This is a genomic window from Rhizobium cerradonense (assembly GCF_030182455.1).
Taxonomy (GTDB): Bacteria; Pseudomonadota; Alphaproteobacteria; order Rhizobiales; family Rhizobiaceae; genus Rhizobium.
Map to the genome: position 1 here is coordinate 76,987 of NZ_JAQJCK010000018.1, position 25,637 is coordinate 102,623.

Consider the following 25,637-nt stretch of genomic DNA (forward strand, 5'->3'; position numbering starts at 1 on the left):
CGGCGCCGCGGCGCGCTAAGCTTGCGAGAACGGCTGCCGTCATCACATCACGGTCAGGCCGTGTATTGTTTTCGTATTACTCGCGGGTCCCGATGGATGCTGGCTAAAAACAGAACCAAAACCAGTGCGCTGTTGGAAACATCAAATTGAACTAGATGTTTTCTTTCATCTCGATGCTATCTTCGGTTGCCATCGCGGATCTCCTTTTCGGCTGTGCGATGAACGTCATCGTGGAGCGTGCAAGGCCGTCACTAATCCTTTTGCCCGAGGTGACGAGCCGATTCATTCTACTTTAGGTGAAATTGTTCTGCGGATTGTGAAGCATTAGCGTGCCGCGTTAGGTCCGCGCCTCCACCTTCAATCAGGTGGCGATCGTGCCAAGACCGATCCGCAGTGCCGCCAGGGGACGGAAAGGTGATTGCGGCTACTACCATAAGGACATTGCTCGAGCGTTGGGGGCGAAAATGTTTGCGGGTCCAGAGGTGTTTCAGCACGGCTTTGACGTGTGCGTTGTAGGAGCAGGCCCGGTCGGAATTGCCGCTGCACTGGAATTGAGCAGGCGCGGCATGCGAACGCTGCTTATCGAAGCCGGCTCGAAACAATCGAAGCGACCCGAACGAAACGAAACAGGTTTCGATATAGACGACGACATCCATCACGCCGCGGACCAGGTTACCTCGGCCACCGGACTTGGCGGCACGTCCGAACGATGGGGTGGGCAATGCGTTGAGCTGGACGATATAGACTTCGAAGCAAGGGATTATGTCGCACACTCCGGCTGGCCTATTGCTCACGAAAAGATTTCGCCGTTCTATCAGCGCGCGCGGTCTCTTTTGAGTAGCAACGTCACCGGCGAGCGATCGGAGCCGGAATCGGAGACTGACTTTCCGGCATCCCGGGAAAGCTGGACACGTATACGCAACACAGCGAAGGCTAACAGGGCTGAGCTCACCTCTTCGCAGAACCTCTTCGTCATCCTGGATGCAAGGGTCAAAGCTCTGGGGTTCGACCCCGTGCAAGGACGACTACATTCCATATCGATTGGCTGCCGTGGTGGCTCGTACAAGGTATGCGCCGAGCATTATGTGCTGGCCTGTGGCGGCAGGGGCAATACCCGGCTGCTGCTGAACCTTCAGGTCGCCTATCCGCAATTGTTCGGCGGAAGCGACGGGCCGCTCGGGCGCTTCTACATGGGACACCTCGCCGGACAGATCGCGCAGATCGAATTCACCACCAAGGAGCATGCCGAACGGTATCTTTTTAAGCGCACATCCACCGGAACCTTCGTGTGTAACCGGTTTCAACCTGGCCCCAAATTGCAACGGACACTCAAACTGCCGAATATCGCCTTTTGGCCGACGAACCGGAGGGCCGCTTTCGGTGAGGCCGACCCAGCACTCTCGCTGCTATATCTCTGGAACAGTAAGAAGGCGGTCGTCCACAAAGCGACGTGGGGCGAGGCCGATCGATCCCGTTACTATAACGTGCTGCACAATGTCCTGCGCCATCCGATTGGCGCGACCTTTTCTGCGTTGGAGTTGCTTCGCCAAAAATACGGCGTCGCTGAGCCATATCTTGTGCTCCGCAGACCTGACCTCAAATACGGGCTTCGCTACCACGGAGAGCAAATTCCAAGCAGTTCAAACCGCGCCTTCCTCAAGCCCGAGCAAGATGCGGATGGCCAGTTCAAGCTCGAGGTCTCGTTCCGATATTTACCTCAGGATATCAGCGGCACGCTCAACGCGCATCTTGCCCTCGATCGATGGCTCAAGGAGCGCAAAATAGGCAAGTTGATCTTCGACACAGCACCCGAACACCTTGAAGAGCATATCGATGCGCAAGCCAAGGATGGCTACCATCAGATCGGGTTGACCAAGATGGGCGTCGACCGCAAACACGCCGTCGTCAATCACAACTGTCGCATCATCGACATCGTCAACCTCTATATCGCCGGAAGCTGCATTTTTCCCACGTCCGGACAAGCTAACCCCACGCTTCCAGCCGTCGCCTTCGCCGTCAGGCTCGCTGACCATCTCGTTACCGAGATCCGCTGTCAAAGCACGCCGGCGGCTTTGTCGATGAGCAGCCGCCTGGAGCCCAAAGTGGCATCGTCCCTAAGCGTCCCGCGAAGCATTTGCTGACAGGGCTGCCAAAGACATGAAGTTGAGCGAGATGCTGATCGCAAAGCCGATCACCCCGCCAATCGAGGTTCCGATCGCCGCACGAACCTGAAATCTCTAGCGCCAAAGAACCGTATAACGGCTGCTATTCCTTAGTGATCCATCGCAGGTACGGCGCTCCGGCCCTAGAATGGGTCTTCTCCTCTCAGACCCGCTCGCAGTCGATGAAAGCGGCTGATATGATCACCACCTCCTTGTTCGGCTGCTGAGCCCGCTCGCGCGGCTAGCTGCGGCGAATACCCCCTGATCTTCATCCAATTTTCGCACAAATATCCGGAATCGGCACAAAAATGGAAACACCCGGGAAGAGAGCGAGCCAGCAGACAAGACGATCAAGCTCTCGTTAAGCTTTTAGAAGCTTGCTGGATCGCGTTTGATGCCGGCAAGCCGCTCAACAACCAGGCCAGGATTGGTGACAGCCTAACTGGTTTGAGGTGGCCGCGGGTGTCCCACTTTCTTGCTCAACTACGGATGCGGGCAAACTGGATAGCAGAATGCAAAGTCTCACAACAAAGCTTCGCGCCACTATCGCCTTGCTGCTAGTCGCCCTCGCCCAGACTGTCGCTCTCGCCCACCATCGCATCCCAAATTACGAAGACGTCGCACTGATCGGTACGCTGGGCCTGGGCATCGCAATGATTTTAGCGATGCTCGTCAACAGCACGCAATTATCTGAAGGCCCACTCCCTGTTCACCGTGCGGATGCGGGGGATCCTGCGTTAACGACAGCGATCATGTCTGAAGTGGGAAAGGAGGGAACGGATACCGCTTCATTCGTCAACGGAGAGAGCGCCTTTGCCGTTGACATTGAAACGATGACCACAGCGGTTATTTAAGGTGATCTTACCGCTCGCATGGCTGAGGGTTACGACGATCCCAACCTCGACCGCATAGCAATTGCCGTTAACAGAATGGTCTGGACGTTAGAAGAGGGCGTGCTTGAGATCAATCGAGTAACCGAGGCGCTGGCCAATGGCGATTTATCGGCATCCATGCGTGGCCAGTTTCGAGGTTCCATTGGACAGATTCAAAGAAACGTCAATCTCGCAATGGCAACGATCCGGTCCACGCTCAACGTATTCGGAGCAGCGCAGCGCAATTCGAGCAAAGCGCCTCCCGAGCCGCAAGGATGATTGCTCGTTTCAAGCGGCGAACTGCGTTACCAAAGATTGCTGTTAGCGACGGCTCGTCAACGCCGGTAGCTTCGCCGGCGCGCGCGCTCCGCCGCAAAGTCACACGAGCTTTTGGGGAGCCAACCAACGCGGTCTTGCGTCAATCAAAAGACTCCTCGGATCGGCTTAACGGACATTCTGAGGTTGCGGAAGTGCTAGCTCATCCACGCAAAGCAACCGGACCACTCGATGAGATTTAACCGAGAAGCGCTCGTCTGAGGCCTGCGACCTGGGATCGTTCTCTCAAGGATCTTGCCGACGATCTCGGCAGTCATCGGTGGTCTCGGCGCGACGGGGTCTTGTGAACACAGGCGCTTTCGGAAAAGCCTGCTAGCGGCGCCTATGATGCCCTGATAAGGACCGGTGTTTCACGCAATTGGGAAGCAACTGCCATCTGACTTTGGTCGGTTGCTACCTCCTGGACACCGAGTTGGCGGGAGAGCTGTAAGATGCTCTTGCTCTGGACCGAGGTCATGTAGAACCGCAGTCCAATACGAACGAGCCCATCTTACGAAAGATTAAGACCGACTCCGTTGTCGCCAGGCATTCGCGGTAGCGTCCTAACTGTCCCCGCCGGCTTTCCGTGGGATGAGCTTCCTAAGCGTGACTGTGGGCAGTTCGTCGTCGCGGAACGGTTCCTCTCCGTATCGGATGGCACTGCGTGCGATGATTTCTATAGCATCGTCGGGCAGTGCTAGGATGCCGCGCAGCACGAAGTTCCGTCGTTTCGCCTTGTGGCGCCATAATTCTGACCAGGCCTGCGCAAGTTCACTAGTGCGGCCGGCGTGTCTGATGGCCCTTACCAGTTCGGCAGCCTGCATGCGGTCCTTGGTGTCTTTGCCCGCTTCACCCGATAGGCCTCGCATCTGGCTGATGGCCACCTTGTGAAGCGCATAGCGGACCGGATCGGGCACCACCACAGCCACACCATCTTCGTATAAGAGCGCTGACCGGATCGGGTTCCTGATGAGGAACTCCATCAGGTCGAGCGGTTGAAGCGCCGTGCCAGGCATGATCGGGATCGCTACTGGCGCTCTACGGTCCCGGTCTGAATTCTTGTGAGCCGTCAGAAGGTCGACTTTGTAGTTGCTGGCGTTCTCATAGCGCGTCGGCCCAGCATTCGGATAACTCGGATTGAGCCGCGGTGTGAACGATTCATCGACGGATTTGAGAATATCCTGAAAGTCTTCTAGCTTTTGGCCGGTGTGGCCCACGTGAAGCGCGATTTCGCGATCGTGGGCAAGATCGATGTCCTGCGTGCGATGGAGCTCGCCACTCAGCTTGACACCGAGGATGCCGCCGTAGGCCTGGTATGCCACGGAGCCAACGAGAACCGCACCGGCTTGAAACAAGCCGGCTCTCTGGAATGCCTGTGTGAGTTTCCCTTCCATGGGATCGGGTGCCGGAAGGCCCGACCGACGCAGCATGGAAGCTGTCTCCTTTTGAAGCTTATGACGCGCGTGTTCGTGACCCTGGCGTTCGACTAGCGCGTCTACATCAGTGTCGCCGACTAATCCGGCGTAGCTCGTTCGTCGGCCACTAGGCGCGGTCGAGTCGCGCATGACGTGATACCAATACTCCTTTCCTCCGCGCCTCAGCTTGTGAAAGGTCCCTTTCGCAGGAAAGCGGGCGTTGAATGCTTCTTCATGTGCCCTTTCAACGAGATCGGCGAACGCGATAGTCAACGAGGGAGCTAGAGGTTGCATGTTGTTCCTTGCTAGTCATTTGCCATACGTTTAGCAAGCTTATTGCTAGACTTCTGGCAAATGTTTAGCAAGTTGAATCATGTTACCCGCCCAGAATTAACCGCCTCACTTTCCGAACGGGTTCTCACCGACAGCGCCGATCTCGGATCTCTAATGGCCGGCAGCGTCGCTCCTCTACCGGCTTTCCGTTCCTTGCTGACCTTGAAGGATTGAGCGTTGACCGAAGAATTTCGGCATGGAGAGGTCAGTCTTCATGATAGCGGTTACCAGCTAATGGCGGTGTTGTTTAACCGGCACCTCCAGAGCTCATTTGCTCTGGATCAGACGACCCAGCGGGGCGAGCGGGCCGATGGGGATGAACTCAAAGGTCATCAGCCCGGTTTCGGTCAGGGGCAGTTTGTCTACCTCCGCCTTAACCGCTTCGACCGTCTCTGCCTGCATGTAGAAGATCACGTCGGGCCGGTCTTGGCGGAACCAGAACTGCTCGATCTTGCCGTCGAGCTCGACATGGCGCTTTGGCTGATCCGCAAGACCAGTCCGGAGCTAGCCACCCTCGTCTCGCGCTACCTGCTCGCGGACATCCGCTCCTCGCAAGCGCCCTACATCATCCCCATCATTTGGCGCTGGCCGATCCCCTCATCCTGCGCTTCGAGCGATGGGCGCGGGAGCGTCTGCAGGACGGCTTCTCCTTGCGGGAAGCCGCCGCCGCGCTGGCGACAAGCCCTCGTTTCCTGCAACGCCGTTGCCAGGAAGTGCTCGGCAAATCACCTTTATCTTACTTTCAGGACCTTCGGGTCGAACGAGCACAAAACCTGATCCATGGCAGCGGGCTCGACCTCGACGCCATCGCCGCCGAGGTAGGATATGTCGATGGGGCGACCTTGCGCACGCTCTTGTGCCAACGTCTCGGACGCGGCGTACGTGAGCTTCGCGAAGACCTACGCTGAAAGGCGCAAGTCTTCTTCGGCCAGCCTATGGCGAACTGCGAGTTGACCAGCAAATCGCGTCAACAGCATGTCGACAAAATCAAATGAAAAAACTACATTGCTGACATGCTGCCTTTTTTGACCCAATGCGGCATCTGCGAATGAAAGGTACCTAAGTGTCTGACGAGGCTGAAGTGAAACGAATCCGGGGAACCGGCTGGAAGAGCGTCTACGATACGCTGCGAAGCGAGATTCTTTCTCTCACCTTGCCGCCGGGTCAGCTTCTCGATGAAATGACCCTGGCCGAGCGTTTTGACATGTCGCGTTCGCCGGTGCGCGAAGCCCTGATCCGCTTGGGCGGAGACGAGCTCGTCGTCACGCTCTCCAACCGCAGCACAATCGTTGCGCCAATCGAAGTGGCGACCTTTCCGAAATATGTGGAGGCGCTCGACATCGCCCAGAGGATGAACACGCGCCTGGCCGCGGCACTGCGAACCGAAGCCGACCTGAAGCTGATTGCCAAACGGGAAAAGGCATTTGCCGCCGCCGTCAAAACCGGAAATCATCTGGCGATGTCGGAGGCGAACAAAGAGTTCCACATGGCGATCGCCTATGCCGGCAAGAACCAGTATCTGGCATCCTTCTATCACAAGCTTCTGTCTCAGGGTCAGCGCATGCTGCACCTGCATTTCGAATATCTCGAGCGCACCCATGAGGGATATCTCCTCACCGATGAGCACAGTCTGATGCTGGAGGCGATCCGGGACAAGAACGTCGATCTGGCGGATGAACTCGCCCATGCTCATACCCGACAGTTCCAGCACAACTTCATCAACTTCATGCGCGAGAACTACACGACCGATGTCCCGCTCGGACCCGCGCGGGCGGCGGAATAGGTGGCGAGGATGAAGGCTATTGGTTTCGTCGGAACCGGCGCGATCACGGAGGCCATGGTGCGGGGCCTACTGGCTGAGCCGGCGCATGTATCCGAAATCCATGTCTCGCCTCGCAATGCGGAGATCGCAGCAAATCTTGCCGCCAAGTACGACAGCGTAACTGTAGCGGCTGACAACCAGACGGTCGTCGAACATAGCGATATCGTCGTCCTTGCCATACGCCCGCAGATTGCCGAAGACGTTATACGTGAGCTTCGTTTCAAAGATGGGCAACGCGTTGTCAGCGTCGTGGCTACGGTGGAGCGTCAAAGTCTGCTCGACTGGATCCGCGCGGACATCGACCTTGTGCAGGCGATCCCTTTGCCATTCGTGGCAGATCGCCAAGGTGTGACGGCCATCTATCCTCCCGATCCCGAAATAGCCGGCCTCTTCGATGCCCTTGGCACCGCCGTTCAATGCGAATCCCGAAAAGAATATGACCTTCTTGCCGCTGCCAGCGCCATGATGTCGACCTTCTTCGGCATCATGGAGTTCACGACCGACTGGCTGGAAAAGAATGGGCTCGATCGATCGAAGGGCCAGGCCTATATCGCGCCACTATTTGCGAGTTTGGCGCAAAGGGCCAACGAGCCGGGCGTCACGTCCTTCAGTTCTCTGAGCTCTGAATTCGCCACCAAGGGCGGCCTGAACGAACAGGTTTTCTCGGACTTTGAGACGAAGGGCGGACGACAGGCGCTGACGGCCGCACTCGACCGGGTACTCGCTCGCATTGAGGGCCGCAGTAACTAATCAGAACGTCGGCGGCGTGCAGGCGCTGATGACCTCGCAAGCTACCGGCCCGACGCATCGGAACCGATGCGGGCGTCGACTTTCGAAATAATAGGCATCGCCAGGGCCGAGGATTCGCCGCTCGTCGTCGACCGTGACCTCGAGCCTTCCCGAGAGAACGATCCCGCCTTCTTCTCCATCGTGGACGAGAGGTACCTTTCCAGTATCGGCGCCGGGCTGGTAGCGCTCCTTCAGGATCTGCAAACTGCGCCCGAACAGGTTCTCTCCAACCTGCCTATATGAGATAGCGCCCTTGCCGATCTCGACCAATTCTTCCGCGGCATAAAACGCCTTCTTTGGCCGAGCGGGCTCGAATGCGAAAAACTCCGCCAGGCCGATCGGGATGCCATCCAGAATTCTCTTCAACGCGCCCACCGACGGGTTCGAGGCGTTCGACTCGATGAGAGAGATCGTCGAATTCGGCACGCCAGTGCGTTTGGCAAGCTCGCGCTGCGAAAGGTTGTGCGCAATGCGCAGGTGGCGGAGACGATTGCCGATGTCGACGGACATGATGTGGTGGCGTTCCTGTTGTTCAGAATAGGCAAAAACCTATATGCTGCTACCATAAATTTCAATTGGTTAGAGCCATAAAGAAAAGGACTTGTTTGAAGAAGGGAAATCGTCGATCTGATTGCCATTCCAAAGAGGAGGCCAATCATGGATCAGGTCAGTAAGCCGAACACCCCCGTTCTCGACAATTTCTGGATGCCGTTTACGGCGAACCGGCAGTTCAAGGCAGCACCGCGCCTATTGGCCGCTGCAGACGGTATGTACTACACCGATGTCGATGGGAACCAGGTTCTCGATGGCACCGCGGGCCTCTGGTGCGTGAATGCCGGTCACGGCCGCAAGAAGATTGCGGAGGCCGTCGAACGACAGCTCGCCACCTTGGACTACGCGCCGACCTTTCAGATGGGCCACCCGATCGCTTTCGATTTCGCCACGAAGCTGGCCGCGAATGCGCCTGGTGGTGGCGAAGCCAAACTCGACCGCGTGTTCTTCACCGGTTCCGGCTCCGAATCCGTCGATACCGCTCTTAAGATTGCCATTGCCTACCAGCGTGCCATTGGTCAGGGCACCCGCACGCGGATCATCGGGCGCGAAAAGGGCTACCACGGCGTCGGATTCGGCGGCATCTCGGTCGGCGGCCTCGTCAACAATCGCCGCGTCTTCCCGCAGATTCCGGCAGATCATATGCGCCATACGCTGGATATCGAGCGCAATGCTTTTTCGAAAGGGCTTCCGCAGCATGGCGTCGAGCTCGCAGATGACCTGGAACGGCTCGTCGCGCTACATGGCGCCGAAACCATTGCAGCCGTCATCGTCGAACCGATGTCCGGATCGGCAGGCGTCGTCCTGCCTCCCAAAGGCTATCTGGAGAAATTGCGTGCCACGGCGGACAAGTACGGAATTCTGCTGATCTTCGACGAGGTCATCACTGGCTTCGGACGCCTGGGAGCACCCTTTGCCACCGACTATTTTGGGGTCGTGCCGGATCTGGTCACCACCGCCAAGGGCATTACCAACGGCACAATCCCGATGGGCGCCGTCTTTGCCAGCCGCAAGGTCTATGATGGACTTATGGTCGGACCGGAGAACGCGATCGAGCTATTCCACGGCTACACCTATTCCGGCCATCCCGTCGCCTGCGCCGCCGGCCTCGCCACTCTCGAGATCTACCAGGAAGAAGGACTGCTGACGCGAGCGGCCGATCTGGCGGAGCACTGGCAGGAAGCCCTCCATTCGCTCAAGGGTCTTCCGCATGTCGTCGATATCCGAAACCTTGGGCTGGTCGGAGCGGTCGAACTCACTCCTCGCAAAGATGCACCCGGCGCGCGCGCTTACGAGGTGTTCGTTGACTGCTTCGAGAAGGGTCTATTGATCCGCGTCACCGGGGACATCATAGCACTTTCGCCACCCCTGATTATCAGCAAAGCGGAGATCGACACGATTGTCTCCATGCTATCTGATGCGCTGAAGCGCGCAGCCTAAGGTGCTTAGTGGGGGTGCCACTGGCTGGTTCAGTGGCATCGCGATGTCGCGGCCGCCAAGCAAATGATCATGCCTATATGCTGCGCAACGCCATTTATGGGTGCTCATGCCGCCGACATCAGATGGCCGGCTGCTCATTGAGAGAGAGCTGTAAGGGCTGGGTATCCCTCGCCCTTTCGCAATCTTCACTTTCCTCAAAACTCTTCCCAGCCGTCCTTTGACGCTGCCGTCGCAGTTGCGACGCCTCCGTCAAAGGCACCGACGATCTTGGCCCTGAGCGAGCGGGCCGGCGACGCGGCCGGCTGGTGACGCTCGCTCGCCACGGCCAGACGCGGTTGCCTATAGCCTTCCTCGACGCTGAACTGGCTCAGCAGACTGTTGAGCGATGCGACTTCCTTGGCAAGGCTATGGCTTGCTGCGTTCGACTGCTCGACCATCGCCGCATTCTGCTGCGTCCCCTGGTCGATTGCGTTCACGGCCGTGTTGATCTCGGCGAGCCCCGTTGCTTGCTCCCTTGCCGCCTCGACGATCGCCTTCACATTGGCATCGATCTCTTCGACTTCCTGGACAATCTGGCTTAGGGACTGGCCGGTCCGCGCCACGAGTTCGACGCCATTGCGCACCTGATTGCTGGAAGTCGAGATCAGCGCCTTGATCTCCTTGGCGGCCTGTGCCGAGCGCTGCGCCAGTTCACGGACCTCCTGGGCAACGACCGCAAAGCCCTTGCCCGCTTCGCCAGCGCGCGCCGCCTCGACGCCGGCATTGAGAGCCAACAGGTTCGTTTGGAAGGCGATTTCGTCGATAACGCCGATGATGTTCGTGATCTCGCTGGAAGATTTTTCGATACCCTCCATGGCGGCGACAGCCTCGCGCATCACGATGCCCGACTTTTCGGCGCCTATACGGGCTTGCGCGACCAACTGGCCAGCCTCCTCGGCGCGCTTCGTGGAGTCTTTAACTGTCGTGGTGATCTGTTCGAGCGCCGCGGCGGTTTCCTCGACGGATGCTGCCTGCTGCTCCGTGCGCTTCGACAGATCGTCGGCGGCCGAACGGATCTCATTGGCACCGGCATCGATGCCGCGGGCATTGTCGCCAACGGCTCGTAGCGCCTGCTGCATCTTTGTCATCGAGCCGTTGAAATCGCTGCGCAACTGGTCGAGATGGCTGACGAACGGCTTGTCGATGCGGTAGTTGAGGTTGCCGTTTGACAGTGCTCCAAGGCCATCAGCCAGCGCCTTGACAGCAAATTCGGTTTCGGCTGCCTCCCTCGCCTTCTGTGCGTCCCGCTCCATACGTTCCCGATCAGAAAGGCTGCGGTTGGCATCCGCGTCACGCTCCAGCCGGATGCGCTCGATCGCATTGTCGCGGAAGACAGCAACGGCTGCGGCCATCTGGCCGACCTCGTCCTTGCGCCCCAGGCCGATGACAGATGTGTCGGTTTCTCCATCGGCAAGAGACACCATGCGTTCCCGCAGTTTCTCGATCGGCGTGGTAATACCCTTGGCCGCGACAAACAGGCCGGCGAAGATTGCAGCGACGAAGACGATGCCGAGCGTCGTCAATGTATAGAGGATCGTGCCATTTGCCTGGCTAGTTAAAGTGTCGCTTTGCGTCCCGACGCTCTTGCTGGCGTTCTCGATCCAATGCCGGACACTCAGGATCTCGTCTTCAATCATCGGATCTGCTTGTTTCAGCAACCCTTTGGCACTCTCGTTGTCGTCCTTCGCCCCGGCTTCGACGGCCTTATCCATGATGGCGGTCATTGCTCTGGCTTTGTCCGCCAGCACATCAACTGACGCTGCCTGTTCCGGGACCAGACGTTTTATGGAGTCAAACCAGTCCAGCAAGGCTTTCTTGTTTTCGCCGTAGTCTTTGACAAAGCCCGGCATCTCCGCATCCTTGGCGCTATAGGCAAGGATCTGATAGGCATTATAGCTGAGTGCGACCACTCGCTGGCTCGCTCGCGCCATCTGGATCGTAGCGGTCCCCTCGTTTGTAAGAAGACCCGCATAGGCATCATTTGTCGCTTTATAACTCTCCGACATCGCGATGATGCCGGCAATTCCAACAACGCAGATCGGGATGATGACGGAAAGAATCTTCGTGCGGATCTTGGTGTTCTGAAGAAACGACATGGGGGCTCATCGTGCAATTTTCAGGCAACCGCTCTGCCGCCAGATGAAATCATCGGCGCAAAACGCGCGTTGCCGACCAGTGACCGGGCATCACAGTCAAGGAGCATCATGCTCGACGCAAAATGCGCTGTATTCGAATTTAAGCAAAACATGCTGACAAATCGGTTAATGGGTAAATTTCGACTTAAACTGAATAATAGGTCTCATCCCCGCGGGAAGCAGCTCCTTTATGCGGAGACTGCAGCGATACAACGGACACCCCATCCGCCAGGCTTTTCTGAAAGGCGCTATTGTAAGCAGAACGCTTCGCGATCTCATCGCACAGTTCAAGCTCGGACCGGCGATGGCGCCGTGTCTGGTCGTAAGGGCAGCAATGCCAGCCGGGCGCGATGCCCTGCTGCGCAGCCGAAATCGCTCCGGACCTCCCCCCGCCGCTACCGCCGACTACAGCAATCCAAAACCGCCGGAGCGAACAGAATAGGATAAAACCTGGTGATACGTGTCATCACAGTAGTTTGAGTGGGCCGTTAGCGAATGCCTTGAGTGCCGGCGGCCACGATGCCGTGTCACGACGAGCCGTACTCGGACCATGAAGCTTTCCGCAAGCTCCGTCTGTGTAGAACCTCTCTGGGTATATCTCATCTTGCTGGTAATGATATTTTCAATTACCTTATAGATGATATTACAGAAAGGATCATCGATGACGTCCCTAGCGGTCACAATGAAAGGTCAGGTCACACTAAAGCGGGATTTGCTGCAGCACTTGGGCATCAAACCTGGCGAACGGATTGACTTTGACAAGCTGCCGGGCGGTGAGCTTCGAGTGAGAGCCGCGCGGCCGACAGGCACCATTGATAATTTCATCGGCCGGCACGCCGGGAAAGTCAAAAAGCCGATGACAATCGAAGAAATGAACGAGATCGCCGCTTCCGGTTGGGCGGGTGAAGAGTGAAAATTTCCGTCGATACGAATGTCCTGGCTCGCGCTGTTCTGCAGGACGATCCGGGGCAAGGAAATGCCGCTAGCAAACTGCTAAGAGAAGCATCATTGATCGCGGTTTCCTTGCCCTGCCTGTGTGAACTGGTCTGGATACTGCGCAGGGGCGCCAAGCTACCAAAAGAAGACGTCGCCATGACGATCCGTGACCTACTAAATGCCGGGAATGTCGTGATGAACCGCCCCGCGGTCGAGGCGGGGCTTACAATCCTCGAAGCCGGAGGTGATTTCGCAGATGGTATCATCGCCTATGAGGGCAATTGGTTGGGCGGAGAAACCTTTGTATCGTTCGACAAACAAGCAGTGGAACTCTTGACCCAGAAGGGAGAGACCGCACGGCTCTTGCTTTAACACCGGATTAAATCGCGCGTTCTGCGCAACTCTGGAACAAACTTCCAAAAAATCCGGGAATAATCCACAAAGGAAGATCGCATCGTCGAGATGATGAAGAAGAAGGCTGAAAACTCCCCATCTCATTCAAATACCTGAAGCGATCTTTTGCAGTGGATATGGCAGGAAAACCGATTTTCTACCCATTCTTACAACTCTAAATATCGAGCATTTTTTCAAGAGCGCGTTAGGTATTTTAAATGCTGCGCGGCTCGCGATTCGGCGTTGTTCAATTGGCCACAGGGTCAGCTGATGCTGCACAGTCCGTTGATTTGAGGATCGGCAGCGAATGGCTTTTTTGCACAAAACAATGATGCGACGGATGGGGCGCCATACCCTGCGATGAGATCCAGTTTTCCAAATCGTAACGGACGTGCGCTTTGCCCTTGGTCAAGATTCCGCACCACGACTTTGACGATGCTGGCTGGAAGGCGCGTCCATTCCAAGAAGAGTTTTCACCCAATATCTTTGGCAAAGTAAAAGGGCGATAGCCGCAGGTCGCGGTCAATCGCACCTCCCTAAAGGCAATATTAAGGATGCATATAAATCGACTTGAGGCGGAAAGCATAACAATCATTCGCGAAGCGGTTGCCGAGGCTGACAGGCCGGTCCTTCTCTATTCAATCGGCAAAGACAGCTCAGTTCTGCTTCATCTTGTCAGGAAGGCATTCTTTCCAGCTAAGCCGCCATTGCCCCTATTGCATGTGGATACAAGATGGAAATTCCAGGACATGTACCGGTTTCGCGATCTTATCTCGCACCAAACTGGAATGGATCTAGTGGTTCACGTCAATCCTGAAGCGATCGAAAAGGACATAAATCCCTTTGACCACGGCGCGGCGCTTCACACCAACATTACCAAAACGGAAGGGTTGAAGCAGGCACTCGATCATCATCGCTTTGATATGATTTTCGGGGGAGCCCGACGCGATGAGGAGAAGTCGCGATCTAAAGAGCGGGTATTTTCCTTTCGCACGCGCCATCATTGTTGGGACCCGAAGAATCAGCGGCCAGAACTTTGGAGCCTCTACAATACCCGCAAAGCCCCCGGTGAAAGCATGAGGGTCTTTCCGCTCTCCAATTGGACGGAATTGGACGTGTGGCAATATATCTTCCAGGAGGGCATTCCGGTTGTGCCGTTGTATTTCGCCAAGGAGCGTCCGGTCGTTCTACGTGACGGTATGATTCTTGCCGTTGACGATGATCGCATGAGGTTATTGCCCGGCGAGGAAATCACTCGTCGCAAAGTTCGTTTCCGAACACTAGGTTGCTATCCACTGACGGGTGCTATCGAATCCGAGGCCGATACCATTGAAGGAATAATCGCTGAACTCATCCAGGCGCCCGTGTCCGAGCGACAAGGCCGGCTGATCGACACTGGTTCGTCGGCGAGCATGGAAAAAAAGAAATTAGAGGGTTATTTCTGATGCTCAGCCTGGATCAGAACAGCAACCAAGATCTCTTATCATCCGAAGAGGTATTTGCGCGTTTTCAGCATCAGGAACAGTCTCGGGATCTCTTGCGCCTTATTACATGCGGCAGCGTAGACGACGGCAAGAGCACCCTTATCGGTCGCCTTCTTTGGGAATCGCAGCAGCTACTTGACGATCAATTGGCGGCACTCAAAGCTGAATCGAAACGCCATGGCACGCAGGGCGATGAAATCGATCTCGCATTGCTGGTCGATGGCCTATCCGCCGAACGCGAACAAGGCATCACCATAGATGTCGCCTACCGCTATTTTTCCACGCCAAAGCGAAAGTTCATCCTCGCCGATTGCCCCGGCCATGAGCAATACACGCGTAACATGGCCACCGCAGCGTCGTCCGCCGACGTCGCAATCCTGCTCGTTGATGCTCGCAAGGGCGTTCTGACGCAGACACGCCGGCATGCTTATCTCGCCTCGCTGCTCGGCGTTCGGCACGTGGTCGCCGCGATAAACAAGATGGATTCGGTCGGATACGAGGAGCAAATATTCGATCAGATATGCGAGGAAATCTCGACGTTCACCGCCACACTTGGATTTGAGAGCATCACCCAGCTCCCGATCAGCGCTCTTCACGGCGACAACATAGTGAGCCGCGCCGCACATACCCCATGGTATCTCGGACCGACCTTGATGGAGTTCTTGGAGACCATCAAGATAAGGCACACGCCCTCCGACCGACTTGTTATTCCGGTACAGTGGATCAATAGACCGAATGCTGATTTCCGAGGTATCTCGGCGACGATCGCCGAGGGCAAATTGGAGGTTGGGGACGAAATACGCGTGACGGCTTCAGGTCAAGTCGCGCACGTGGCTGAAATCCTCACGATGGATGGAACCACTAGGCGGGCCGGCGAAGGGGCAGCCGTCACATTCAGACTCGATCGAGACATCGACGTTTCCCGCGGCGATGTTCTGTCTTACGCGCAAAAGCCCTTGGAGATGTCCGATCACATTGAAGCCACCCTGATCTGGATGAGCGCAGATGTGGGTCTGATTGGCCGTCAATACGATATCAAGCTTGCGACCCAATGGGCGTCCGCATCGATCACCAGCATTAAATATCACGTCGATGTCGATACGTTTGCCCATACCGCCGGTCGAACCCTGGCGCTCAACGACATAGCCGTCTGCAACGTATCCCTGAGCCGCCCTCTTGTTTTCGACAGCTACGCCACGTCGAAAACACTCGGCGCCTTCATTCTCGTGGACCGGCTGACGAACGCGACCGTAGCCGCCGGCATGATCCGCCACAATCTTCGACGCGCCGAGAACGTGCACCGCCAGATGCTGTCGATCACCCGGCAAGATCGAGAGCGTTTGAATGAGCATCGGGGCAAAGTGATCTGGTTCACGGGCTTGTCAGGCTCCGGAAAATCAACACTGGCCAATGCCCTAGAGATGGAGCTGCACAAACAAGGCAAGCGCACATATATCCTGGATGGCGACAACATCAGGCAAGGCCTCAACAAAGACTTGGGCTTTACCGATGCGGATCGTGTGGAGAACATCAGGCGAATTGCCGAAGTGGCCAAACTGATGATGGATGCTGGTCTCATCGTACTCACCGCCTTCATTTCCCCTTTCCGTCGAGAAAGAGAGATGGCGCGCGAACTGATCGGCCCCGGCAACTTCCTGGAGGTTTTTGTTGATACACCGCTCGATATCTGTGAACAGCGCGATCCGAAAGGGCTCTACCGGAAGGCGCGGGATGGGAAATTGCCGAACATGACGGGTATTAATAGCCCGTATGAAGCGCCAACGTCACCTGATCTCATCATTCAAAGTGCAAGCATACCGCTTGTTGATAGTGTCAAATGCTTGGCCGATCGCATTACCTCTGTATAGCGCAATTGCCGACCGTTCGCCGTCACCTCAAGGACCGCTTTACAAATCCGCGGCCCTACTCGGATGGATAGCGTGACTGGCTACATCCATTCCTTCATCCAAGACTTCAAGCATTGCATCAGCGCATCTTTCACCATCCCAGCTCCGCTCCCGTCGATGTAAAAGCTCATCTCGAGGCCTCGATCGTCAAGGGAAAGTGGCGTTCGTCGCGCTCGCGGCAAAATATCGTCGCGTCGCGCCATAACCGAAACGCTGACGTCGGCGCAAACGCTTTTGCAATATCGACAGCTTGAACCCCGTGGACATCGACACTGTCGCTCCGTACCCGTAGGATCTCAACTGTGGCCGTCAAAACCTTGTTGCGTCATCAATGAATCATCTTTGACATAGCTTGCACTGTTCAGGGCCGTCATTAAAAATCGCTTACCGGACTCGCCGTGGCTTGCGGAGTTGACACAAAAGCGAGCAAACTCAAAGTCATACCCGCGAAAGCGACTTTATCTGCGAAAGCGACGCGCTCAAACCGGATTTTTCTATGCTCGCGTCAACAGCAACTGATCCGAACTGGCCTCGTAGGTGCGTGATATATTCATACACCCATTTGGAGAATGCAGCCCCCGCGTTCGGTGCATTGACGAGATAACTGTGGTTGCGATTAAATATGCCGATCACGCGCTCTGCAAAATCTTCTGGTCGACGCGCCATATGATGATTCAGTCCATGAATTTTCCAAAAATATAACGGCCCTTTCACAAAAGTTTGGCGTTTGCAATACTGTGCCACTTGTAGATTAAATTCGTAATCTTCACCATACCCGGGGACGAAGCGAATTCCATTTGCTTTTATAAGGCGAGTGTCGAATAGCGAATTCCAGATGAATATACCAAAAAAAGCATAATAGTCCGGAGACAGGTCTGGATAGCAAATTTCGACATGCTCTTTGGAGCATTTCGCAAACCCACAGCGGGCGACATCAGCGTCTGCTCGAGCTGCGGAGGCCAAAAGATCCCTATAAATGGATGGCGAAATGACGTCGTCATGGTCAATGAAGCTAATCCAGGGCCGATCGACAAGATCCAATCCTCTGTTGCGTGCTTCCGCCACCCCTCCCAGAGTCTCGACCGAAGTCGTAATCTCGTATTCAATCGACGAAGCGTTAAGCTCACGCCACTCCTTGAACACAGCTATAGACCGATCGGTGCAGCTGTCGAAAATTATGACTAATTGATCTCCCGCTCCGAGCGCCTCGTTAATGGAATATAACGTCGCTATAAGAAAGTTTTCCGCATTGTGTACGGGCAATATCAAGCTAATAGCCATTATTTGCCACCTTCTGCCGTTTCCAAGATCGTATCCACAATCTCTTCGACATCGCTTTGCGATACACCTGAATGCATCGGCAAACACAATACATTTTGCGCTGCCTTGGTTGCTATCGGATAACTGCCGACATTTCCGTCCGCATTGTAAGGGAAGCAATCTGAAAGGAGGGGATAAAAATATTTTCGCGCGAAGATGTTCCTAGCCCGCAACGCAGACCAGACTGAATCTCGGCGCAAACCGCTGCCTTGACGGAACATAACCGGAAAATATTGAAAATTTCTGATGGTCGTCTGCCTGAAACGCGGGAAATATATACCTCGTATTTCACTGAGGAGACGCGTGTAATGATCGCCTATTGCTCTTCTTTTTGCAATTTCGGCCGTAACTTGCGGAAGCACCGCCAGTCCGATGGCCGCATTAATCTCGCTCAGTTTCCCGTTCAGACCAAGGCCGTGAACGATGTCCTCGCCTTGAATACCGAAATTCATGCACGACCGCGCCCGCTCGAATATGGCGCTGTCTGAAAAAAAGAGGGCTCCTCCCTCGCCCGTATGCATCAGTTTGGTTGCGTGCAAACTCGCTACACTTATCAGGCCGCTTTTATAGACCGATCGCCCATCTTCGAAAACATCAAAGCAGTGCGCGGCGTCATATATTTCATACAAGTTTCTTCTTTGGCATACATCGTGTATGGCTGAAATGTCACAGGGATTTCCGTAGACATGAACTGCCAGAATTCCCACGGTGTTGTCGTCGCATGCCTCCTCCAGCTTCTGGGCATCAATATTCAAGGTCTCTTCATTAACATCAACAAAGCTAACCTGATATCCAGCCAGCTTAATGCAATGCACAGTTGCGGGAAATGTAAAAGGGCTTGTCAAGAAAGTGCCGCCCTTTCGCGGCAAAGATAAAAGCGCCGTTAGCAAAGCTATTGTTCCATTATTGAACAACAATACCTTGTCGCAGTCATACCTTTCCCGAATTTTTGATGTAAGAGCCTGTTCTTTAGGCCCGAAATTCGAGTATATACCGCTTTTGAATATCGAATCATTGTGTTTATTCACAACAACTGCGTCCGGAGTAATTGGTCGAGTAACATACAGAGGGTTAATTCTTGGAACACGCATGAAAAGCTCTCGAATTTCGAATTATAGTATAGCTTCCAACATCTCGATCGATTCTGGAGGTAAGCAAATTACACCTGGCAAAGAACCTACCTCCTTGCGTTCACTGAAAGCGTCATCAATAAACACCGCACCGTCTGGATTGATATATGATGATTTTTTTTCACCATTCTTTAAATGGACGACATCATCAAACAGCCCTATCAAACCCATTCGTCGAAGCTGAGCATCAATCTCGCCGTTATGCCTCGTTACCAGCGTTAGGGGTACGCCCTTGGTTATTTTAAAGGCATACAACAGGCCAATTAGGCGATGGTGTACAGCTGCGCCTTTGTTGAAAATCAACGTATCGTCGAAGTCAACATATATGTTTTTTACCTTACGTTGCAACTTCATGCGAGCGTAAAGCGCTCGGTCATATATTAAAGTATCTATCAGTGGCTTTATAAATGAGACCTCTCGCCCTGATATTTGATGCAACCATGCATCCATCAAGTTAATGCCAATTGCCCTTTGAAAGCCTGAGGATCCTGCAATTCGATTTGCGACCTCAAGGAGCTTGTAAACCCCGTATGCGTCCTGCTTCACTTGGAAAAACCAAGCTCCCGATATCTTTAGCTCTCTTGAGATAATTGCCGCGTACTCCAGAAACAGCGGTTCTTCAACCATCTGCATCCTCGTCGCGATCCCAGATGAAACACGGTCTCGCTTGCGGGCCGTGCAATAAATGACTTCGTGATTGGGCGACGAAAAGCAGTCGATTGTCAATTCCGGGCCAGGTAGAAATTCCTGAAGAAGCATCGGTTCTTCTGCTTTACGCACCAGTGTCAGCTCTTGCTCATTTCTGACAATTCGCGCACCTCTGGAGCCCTGCCCTCGGTCGGGCTTGGCGAAAATTGGAAACGTCGGCCGATCACCAACACCCGCCGGAACTGGGATATAGTCTCGAAGACTCATCAGAATCTTTGATTTAAAGCGAAGAAGCTCTGACAATTCCAAGTGCGGCCCGACGAAGACAGCCCCAGTCAGTTGCCCGGACAGTTTGAATATAGCCTCATCATGTGCAGGAACGACGAATTCAATATTTTGTTCTTTTACAAGGCTCTGAACTGCGTGGACAAAATTATTGTGATCCACAAACGGCAAACCAAAATGCATCTTTGGGAAAGTTACTTCACTGTGATCTCTGACGGCATTCGCGCCGACCAACTCCCAATGCTTGGAATACCGTAGGCTTTCATAAACCTCATGACCAATTTCCGTGCCTGCGGGAACTACAAGAACTCGGCTGCTCATGGCGTATTCACCGGTACCCAATCGAAACGGTTCAAGGAAAACTCTTTCAACTTTCGACGGTATATATTCTTGTCGTATATCTGCCTCAGCAAATTAAAGTTCATCAAGAAAACTTCTTGGCGAAAATCTTCATCCAATTCCAGATCTCGCATTAGACTGGAAATTTTTTCCTTCATCTCAACGAGACTCCCAAAGACATTAGGGAGAGACTTCATGGAAATTGGCATAAAAACTGGATTATAAACTGCAAAAGGAATCCCTCCTGTAAATACAGTTTCAATAAAGTAGTTATCTAATCCTTCTCCAAAGGTAATACAAAACTTCGTCCATCCAATGCAAAACTTATAAAATTCATAATGTAGCGCTGCAACCCGATATATGTAGTACCCATGAAAACTTGACTGCAATTGATCCAATACAACCTCGTCGCCAATCATTCGATCGGGGGACAACAAGATAATGTTCTTCTTTGCTGGAAAATTTCGTATTTGATAATCGTCAAAGGACATATATGTCGATATGTGCTTTATCGGAACGCCCCAACGTTCGGCATGAAGAGCGGTTGAATAGCGCTCATGTGCGGTGGTCATTGTTATCTCCCGAAATTGTTCGGAAAACCGTTGGTAACTATGCCGTTCCGGCATGAGCTCACCATTTTGATTGAGAATATTGAGCCCAATTTCTTTCAACTCATCGCCATGAAAGATCTCTGCCAAGTGGCCAATCAAGGTGGGAAGAAGAACCTCAGGAACGTGAATTGTACGAATTTTTTTTAGGCGTGCAGCAGATATCAAATCGCCGAACGGCAGGATTAACTCGTCGTTGTTGAAACGCTTATATCGAACAATCGGATCGCCTCCAGGTAACGAGAAGAGGGCGGTTTCTCTGCCTAGTTCTCGTAGCTCTTTTACGATCGAGAAAATAGAGAAGATTCCACCTGAGATCGCATCAACATTGAACGTCAAGAACGCATCAATCCGGTGATATTTTGAGATTTCGCTGCGCCGTTTCGATAACGTCGTCTCTTCATCTACCGAAATTTTAGGGACCTCAAATTTCAGATGTCTCTTCTCAAGAGCAAAGATGAGCGGATGTTTATCTTTGGGCATCGCTTCACCCATCTCTCTTCGGTATTCCTTCGTGGGGAAAAGGACATGCGGAGTCGCATCAATATGCAGACCGACTGAAATAAAATGCACCAGTGGATTGTCGGTGGTAGGCAGCCCGTCCATGTATTTGCTGCGATACCACTTGCTATCAAAACTTGGATGGGGGTCTCGTCCTTCTGACGCGCCTCGGGCAATATAGTGAGAGAGTGGGTTTGTCTCCGGGTCGATATCGTTGTAGCGAGCACGATAATAAGGCGTGGAAAACAGAGGATGAGGATCAAATCCTAATCTCGCTCCAAAACAAATAAAGTGAAGGAGAGGGTCCATGCCCCTCGGCACGTCACTGGAATAATGCTCCATATACCACTTGGAGTCGAAAAGCGGATGGGGGGATACCAGGCTCCCGTCGCGAGCTTTTGTCAGATATGACAGCAACGGGTTCTGCGTGGTGCCCATTTGCTCGGCCACGTGTTGGCTTGAAAATATTGGATGTGGATCGAACCCCAAAGCCGAACCAATACGAATATAATGTATTAGGGGGTTCATCCCTGAATCAGAAACTCCGGGATACCGGGTCGTGTAAAAGGATGTTGAGAACAAGGGATGAGGATCTCGCCCCTCAAATGCACCATACCGAAGGTAGTGATACCTGGGGTCCATTTTTGATGCTCTGACATCGGGGTAACGACTGAAATACCATTCAACATCGACAAGTTCAGTTACGTCCGATTCCCGAGCTCTGAGTGCTGTCATATTTCGTTGAAATAATTTGCTAAAGTTTATCGCTGCCAATTACATAGCTCCAGATCAACCATCGACGGCAGTTGGACATACCAAATTCGATTTTTAAATCATCCTTAAATTTCACCTATTACCGCGAATATTATTTGCAGATTCGGCTAGGCAGTCGGCTCATAAACTCTGGCACCAGATCGTTGCGGCTATGAGTTTGAAAGCAAGAAGATAGTCTTCTGGGCTCCTCTCGTAGCGTAGCGATATCTCGAAACTATTTGATCTTGTTGGAGAATCGCTCCATGAATTCGTGGCCTGCAAACCCATCGGGAAAATGAGAAGGAGCCCTTGCGGTTTGCCTCGGGCGGGACGTTGGCCAGGCTTGCGTTCGGCCTCCTTGGATGGAGTTGCCGCCCATCACCCTTATCGACAGGACATCCCCTTCTCCAAGGCTGTCCACAAGCGCGTGCGCCTCAGTCAAGCCGGCAATCGCTGCACCCTACGGCGTCGACTCATAAACTCTGGCACCATATTCTTGTTGCGACGAGCTTTACGGCGGCGAGGTAGTTTTCCGGGCGCTTGTCATATCGGGTTGCGATGCCTCGGAACTGCTTGATCCTGTTGAAGAACCGTTCCACGAGATTGCGTTGCCGATAGACCCAGCGCGAAAATACGAAAGAGCCCTTGCGATTACTCTTCGGCGGGATGTTGGCCCAGGCCTTTCGCTCGGCGGCCTTAGCCCGTATGGCATTCGTGTCATAACCCTTGTCGGCCAGGAGGATATCTCCTTGGCCGAGTTCGTCCGTCAGCGCGTCGGCTTCGGCACAATCGGCGATCTGTCCACCAGTCAGACGCAGATTGACCGGGCGACCTTCGGCATCGACGAGCGCATGGATTTTGCTCGTAAGTCCGCCGCGGGAACGTCCCATGCCACCATCGTCTCCATCCCTTTTTTTCCCGTGGCCGCGTGCTGGTGAACGCGGACACAGGTCGAGTCGATCATGACGATGTCGCCATCGTAGGCCTTGGACACCGCTTCAAGAAGCCGATCCCATACCCCGGCTTTGCGCCAGCGGACGAAGCGGTTGTAACAGGTCGTCGGCGGGCCATAGCGTTCCGGAACTTCCGCCCAAGGCGAGCCCGTTCGAAACCGCCAGAGGATGCCATTCAGTACCCGCCGATCATCAACGCGGGCAACGCCGCGTGGCTTGTTGGGTAACAACGGCGATATAATCGACCATTCGTGGTCAGTCAGTTCGTAGCGACGACGCGTCATCAAATGCTTCCCTATTTCGAACCCTTGAATCACGGCGGTCGATAAATGCCAAGAAATTTTATGAGTTTACGCCGTAAGGAACAAGGGCCACGCCAGGACATTCCACCGTCTTGTAGCCAGGAGAACTGACTAAATCGACAGCTGAACGCAGCATCTCCTCCGAGGGAGTGAGGTTGCAAAGCGTTGCGAATTCATGCACGAATATTTCCGGTTTGGCCAAAATCTGTTCGTATTCACAGATTGCAAAAGCCCCTTTGACCATGCCGATGTCGCGAAAGCAGTCCGCATACATGGCGATAGCGTGGGAATATCCATGAAAATAATCAAGCATACTCCTCCCATATGTTTCGTCGCGGTTGACCAGGCTGCGCGCGACGCTAAATGGATTTCTCACTACTATAACGTATAGAGGGTTTGGCATTGCATTTTCAAAGGCATGCAACATCGTAAGCGCGGCCGGGAGCTTAAGGCTCCAGCCTGCGCATTTTGAAGCTTTGTCCTCGATCAGACTATACCAGCGATTGTAATCGGTAACGGTGTAATTGGCAAGATTTGCAAAATCGAAGTCTTCATGAGTGGTGGGGTGGAGGTTGGCTCCCATGTTCAGGCCAAAGGCCCGCATGACCGCCGCCACCGCAGATGTGCCGCCCCGGCTGGATCCCGCAGTGATAACGTTGAACGGTTTCTTTGAGAGCTGATCTAGTCTGTCGACCCCGAATATCGTTAGAGTTTTTCTCTGTTCAACTTGCATGCAAAATGACCCCATGAATAGTCGGCCACATTTCGATTAAAATGTCGATGGGCGTCAAGCCAGCACAAGGAACAATCGCTAAAAGCACGCAAATTCTTCGCCGCTTTGGGCTGATTCGGCGGCCGCCGTCAAAAATTCGCTGAATGAATGGAAGGCGATCACTGGAGCATTTTACCGCGGAACACCCTTTCAAGTAAAAGGCCGAGGCAGAGACTACCCGCTCCAACCGCTATAAGATATTCTTTGCTCAAAAGCCTGGTGTCGTACCCTAGAAAATATGCCGATCGCATCCATTCCGTGCATTGGAAAATCGGATTCCATGAAAGGGGGATCGCTAGTTGATCTGGCAGCGCAGTTCCTAGGAACAGAGTTCCAGATGACACATAGACCAAAATCATCAGCAGAGCGTAGATCGTGACAAAGAACTCGAAAAACATGACAAGAACACTGACAAGGCTACCGATGCCGATGGCAAGCAACAGCGTTGCTAAATAAGCGAGAACAGCTTGATCAAAATCGTATGGCGCTGGATTGTCACCGACAGTGTAAATAATAGCTACCATAAAGGTCATGGTGATCACCGCCGCAATGATCTCTAGGAATGCGCGTGCCATCATCACGTCGACCACCTTCACCACCGGAAACGAGAGCAAGTTTCGGTTAAGAACCAAGGACAACGACATGAAACGCGAAACGTACATGAAGGCCAAAGTTGGAATGAGACCTGTCGCAAAGAAAATGTTGATGCTATTTCCGACGGGCGCAGTGCGGCCAGCATAATGATACATCGCCAGCAGCACTCCCATATGCGCAAGGGGCCAAATTGAGACCACAAGAAAACCAAGCCCGTGATTGAAGAAGCGTGTGCGCATATCGCGAAGCATGACAGCGCTCATGACGTTTTTCTTGCTGATCAAGGCTTCTGTTAGAGGGTGCCTGCGTAGTTCGCTGGGATGGGATCGTGACATGGACCAAGGCATTCTGGAAAGGAAATTTCGTAGGTGAACCGTTCTAGCAAATCTGGCTGTTATTTTATATCTACGCAAACTGCCATGTGATAGTCGTGTGGTTTCAAATCCGCTAACAGGACGACCTTACTCGGACCCCATTAGGCAGGTCGCGGGCTCCATTTTTAATTGAACTAATTTCACGACTACTTATTTTGGAAACCCGAAAGCAAGCAATTTGTGCAATCCTGTGTTGGACACAGTGATTTGGAACATTCTGAAGCCGGCAAACATCTTCGTTCAGTTGGTAGCCTACCGGATCAGACGCTGAGTTGGACGAATACTGTCTATGAATTCTTCGATCTTATTCCACAGACGCCACTGGCACGGGATGAAATCGTCAAACTCTATACGCCAGAAAGCCGCAAACTTCTCAACATGGCCCGAGAAAAGGCAATTCGTGCCGGGGAAGGCTTCACGTTGGACGCCCAAATAGTTACCTCTTTATGCCGCGCGCGGCATAA

The 25,637-nt window shown here is 53.8% G+C and carries 23 protein-coding genes and 1 pseudogene; 13 read left to right on the forward strand and 11 right to left on the reverse strand.

Translation table 11 applies throughout. From position 1 onward, the window contains the following. Positions 1–374: 374 nt before the first annotated feature. The 3 genes from PH547_RS27980 (at position 375) to PH547_RS27990 (ending at position 3,313) form a co-directional block, all read left to right on the forward strand. Positions 375–2,141: an FAD-dependent oxidoreductase gene (locus PH547_RS27980; protein WP_285170002.1), complete on the forward strand. Its 1,767-nt coding sequence runs from the start codon at positions 375–377 to the stop codon at positions 2,139–2,141. A 533-nt stretch (positions 2,142–2,674) separates the two neighbouring features. Next, positions 2,675–3,016, forward strand: a complete 342-nt coding sequence (locus PH547_RS27985) for a hypothetical protein (RefSeq protein ID WP_285170003.1) — start codon at positions 2,675–2,677, stop codon at positions 3,014–3,016. 18 nt (positions 3,017–3,034) lie between these two features. After that, entirely contained in the window at positions 3,035–3,313 is a 279-nt protein-coding gene (locus PH547_RS27990) for a hypothetical protein (protein WP_285170004.1), read from the forward strand. Between the two features lie 599 nt (positions 3,314–3,912). Here the strand turns inward: PH547_RS27990 and PH547_RS27995 are convergent. After that, positions 3,913–4,779: a GSU2403 family nucleotidyltransferase fold protein gene (locus PH547_RS27995; RefSeq protein ID WP_285170005.1), complete on the reverse strand. Its 867-nt coding sequence runs from the start codon at positions 4,777–4,779 to the stop codon at positions 3,913–3,915. Between the two features lie 495 nt (positions 4,780–5,274). On the opposite strand from PH547_RS27995, the gene PH547_RS28000 reads away from it, so the two are divergent. The 4 genes from PH547_RS28000 (at position 5,275) to PH547_RS28015 (ending at position 7,669) form a co-directional block, all read left to right on the forward strand. Continuing rightward, positions 5,275–5,874 carry a hypothetical protein gene (locus tag PH547_RS28000; protein WP_285170021.1) on the forward strand — a complete coding sequence of 200 codons (600 nt, stop codon included), beginning with the start codon at positions 5,275–5,277 and terminating at the stop codon, positions 5,872–5,874. Then, positions 5,811–6,005 carry a helix-turn-helix domain-containing protein gene (locus PH547_RS28005; RefSeq protein WP_285170019.1) on the forward strand — a complete coding sequence of 65 codons (195 nt, stop codon included), beginning with the start codon at positions 5,811–5,813 and terminating at the stop codon, positions 6,003–6,005. Before PH547_RS28000 ends, PH547_RS28005 begins: the two co-directional genes overlap by 64 nt. Positions 6,006–6,160: 155 nt before the next feature. Beyond that, the gene (locus PH547_RS28010; RefSeq protein ID WP_260304067.1) at positions 6,161–6,880 is read left to right on the forward strand and encodes a GntR family transcriptional regulator; all 720 of its coding nucleotides are present in this window, start codon (positions 6,161–6,163) and stop codon (positions 6,878–6,880) included. Between the two features lie 9 nt (positions 6,881–6,889). Next, positions 6,890–7,669 carry a pyrroline-5-carboxylate reductase gene (locus PH547_RS28015; RefSeq protein WP_260304068.1) on the forward strand — a complete coding sequence of 260 codons (780 nt, stop codon included), beginning with the start codon at positions 6,890–6,892 and terminating at the stop codon, positions 7,667–7,669. Here the strand turns inward: PH547_RS28015 and PH547_RS28020 are convergent, their stop codons facing one another. Beyond that, complete coding sequence (locus tag PH547_RS28020) at positions 7,670–8,218, reverse strand: cupin domain-containing protein (RefSeq protein WP_260304069.1); 549 nt, start codon at positions 8,216–8,218, stop codon at positions 7,670–7,672. It lies immediately after the preceding gene. 147 nt (positions 8,219–8,365) lie between these two features. Here PH547_RS28020 and aptA point away from each other — a divergent pair, with 147 nt between their 5' ends. After that, the gene (gene aptA, locus PH547_RS28025; RefSeq protein WP_283053798.1) at positions 8,366–9,700 is read left to right on the forward strand and encodes an omega-aminotransferase AptA; all 1,335 of its coding nucleotides are present in this window, start codon (positions 8,366–8,368) and stop codon (positions 9,698–9,700) included. 194 nt (positions 9,701–9,894) lie between these two features. Here aptA and PH547_RS28030 read toward each other — a convergent pair whose 3' ends face one another. After that, on the reverse strand, positions 9,895–11,835 hold the full coding sequence (locus PH547_RS28030) for a methyl-accepting chemotaxis protein (protein WP_285170006.1): 1,941 nt from the start codon (positions 11,833–11,835) through the stop codon (positions 9,895–9,897). A 700-nt stretch (positions 11,836–12,535) separates the two neighbouring features. On the opposite strand from PH547_RS28030, the gene PH547_RS28035 reads away from it, so the two are divergent. Both PH547_RS28035 and PH547_RS28040 read left to right on the forward strand, forming a co-directional pair. Further along, on the forward strand, positions 12,536–12,787 hold the full coding sequence (locus PH547_RS28035) for an AbrB/MazE/SpoVT family DNA-binding domain-containing protein (RefSeq protein ID WP_104827046.1): 252 nt from the start codon (positions 12,536–12,538) through the stop codon (positions 12,785–12,787). Beyond that, entirely contained in the window at positions 12,784–13,182 is a 399-nt protein-coding gene (locus PH547_RS28040; protein WP_285170007.1) for a type II toxin-antitoxin system VapC family toxin, read from the forward strand. Before PH547_RS28035 ends, PH547_RS28040 begins: the two co-directional genes overlap by 4 nt. A 268-nt stretch (positions 13,183–13,450) precedes the next feature. On the opposite strand, the gene PH547_RS28045 is transcribed toward PH547_RS28040, so the two are convergent. Then, positions 13,451–13,729, reverse strand: a complete 279-nt coding sequence (locus PH547_RS28045) for a hypothetical protein (RefSeq protein WP_285170008.1) — start codon at positions 13,727–13,729, stop codon at positions 13,451–13,453. A gap of 28 nt (positions 13,730–13,757) precedes the next feature. On the opposite strand from PH547_RS28045, the gene cysD reads away from it, so the two are divergent. After that, positions 13,758–14,648, forward strand: coding sequence for a sulfate adenylyltransferase subunit CysD (cysD, locus tag PH547_RS28050; RefSeq protein WP_285170009.1), 891 nt, complete (start codon positions 13,758–13,760; stop codon positions 14,646–14,648). Next, entirely contained in the window at positions 14,648–16,555 is a 1,908-nt protein-coding gene (cysN, locus tag PH547_RS28055) for a sulfate adenylyltransferase subunit CysN (RefSeq protein ID WP_285170010.1), read from the forward strand. The genes cysD and cysN overlap by 1 nt, the downstream gene beginning before the upstream one ends. 477 nt (positions 16,556–17,032) lie before the next feature. Here cysN and PH547_RS28060 read toward each other — a convergent pair whose 3' ends face one another. The 7 genes from PH547_RS28060 to PH547_RS28095 form a co-directional block, all read right to left on the reverse strand. Beyond that, positions 17,033–17,875, reverse strand: coding sequence for a glycosyltransferase family 2 protein (locus tag PH547_RS28060; protein WP_285170011.1), 843 nt, complete (start codon positions 17,873–17,875; stop codon positions 17,033–17,035). Further along, positions 17,875–19,005, reverse strand: a complete 1,131-nt coding sequence (locus PH547_RS28065; protein WP_285170012.1) for a DegT/DnrJ/EryC1/StrS family aminotransferase — start codon at positions 19,003–19,005, stop codon at positions 17,875–17,877. Before PH547_RS28065 ends, PH547_RS28060 begins: the two co-directional genes overlap by 1 nt. A gap of 21 nt (positions 19,006–19,026) precedes the next feature. Then, the gene (locus PH547_RS28070) at positions 19,027–20,298 is read right to left on the reverse strand and encodes an ATP-grasp domain-containing protein (RefSeq protein ID WP_285170013.1); all 1,272 of its coding nucleotides are present in this window, start codon (positions 20,296–20,298) and stop codon (positions 19,027–19,029) included. Next, positions 20,295–22,199, reverse strand: a complete 1,905-nt coding sequence (locus tag PH547_RS28075; RefSeq protein WP_285170014.1) for a hypothetical protein — start codon at positions 22,197–22,199, stop codon at positions 20,295–20,297. The genes PH547_RS28070 and PH547_RS28075 overlap by 4 nt, the downstream gene beginning before the upstream one ends. 452 nt (positions 22,200–22,651) lie before the next feature. Then, positions 22,652–23,415 (reverse strand): IS5 family transposase gene (locus tag PH547_RS28085; protein WP_285170015.1). Its coding sequence is split into 2 segments (ribosomal slippage): positions 22,652–23,088 and positions 23,088–23,415, totalling 765 coding nucleotides; the frame shifts between segments, so codons are not numbered across the junction. A 58-nt stretch (positions 23,416–23,473) separates the two neighbouring features. After that, positions 23,474–24,166, reverse strand: coding sequence for a hypothetical protein (locus PH547_RS28090; RefSeq protein ID WP_285170016.1), 693 nt, complete (start codon positions 24,164–24,166; stop codon positions 23,474–23,476). A gap of 158 nt (positions 24,167–24,324) precedes the next feature. Further along, positions 24,325–25,062, reverse strand: a complete 738-nt coding sequence (locus tag PH547_RS28095) for an ABC transporter permease (RefSeq protein ID WP_285170017.1) — start codon at positions 25,060–25,062, stop codon at positions 24,325–24,327. Positions 25,063–25,380: 318 nt separating this feature from the next. Here PH547_RS28095 and PH547_RS28100 point away from each other — a divergent pair. Beyond that, positions 25,381–25,637 (forward strand): annotated as a pseudogene (locus tag PH547_RS28100) (hypothetical protein); the annotation flags it as partial.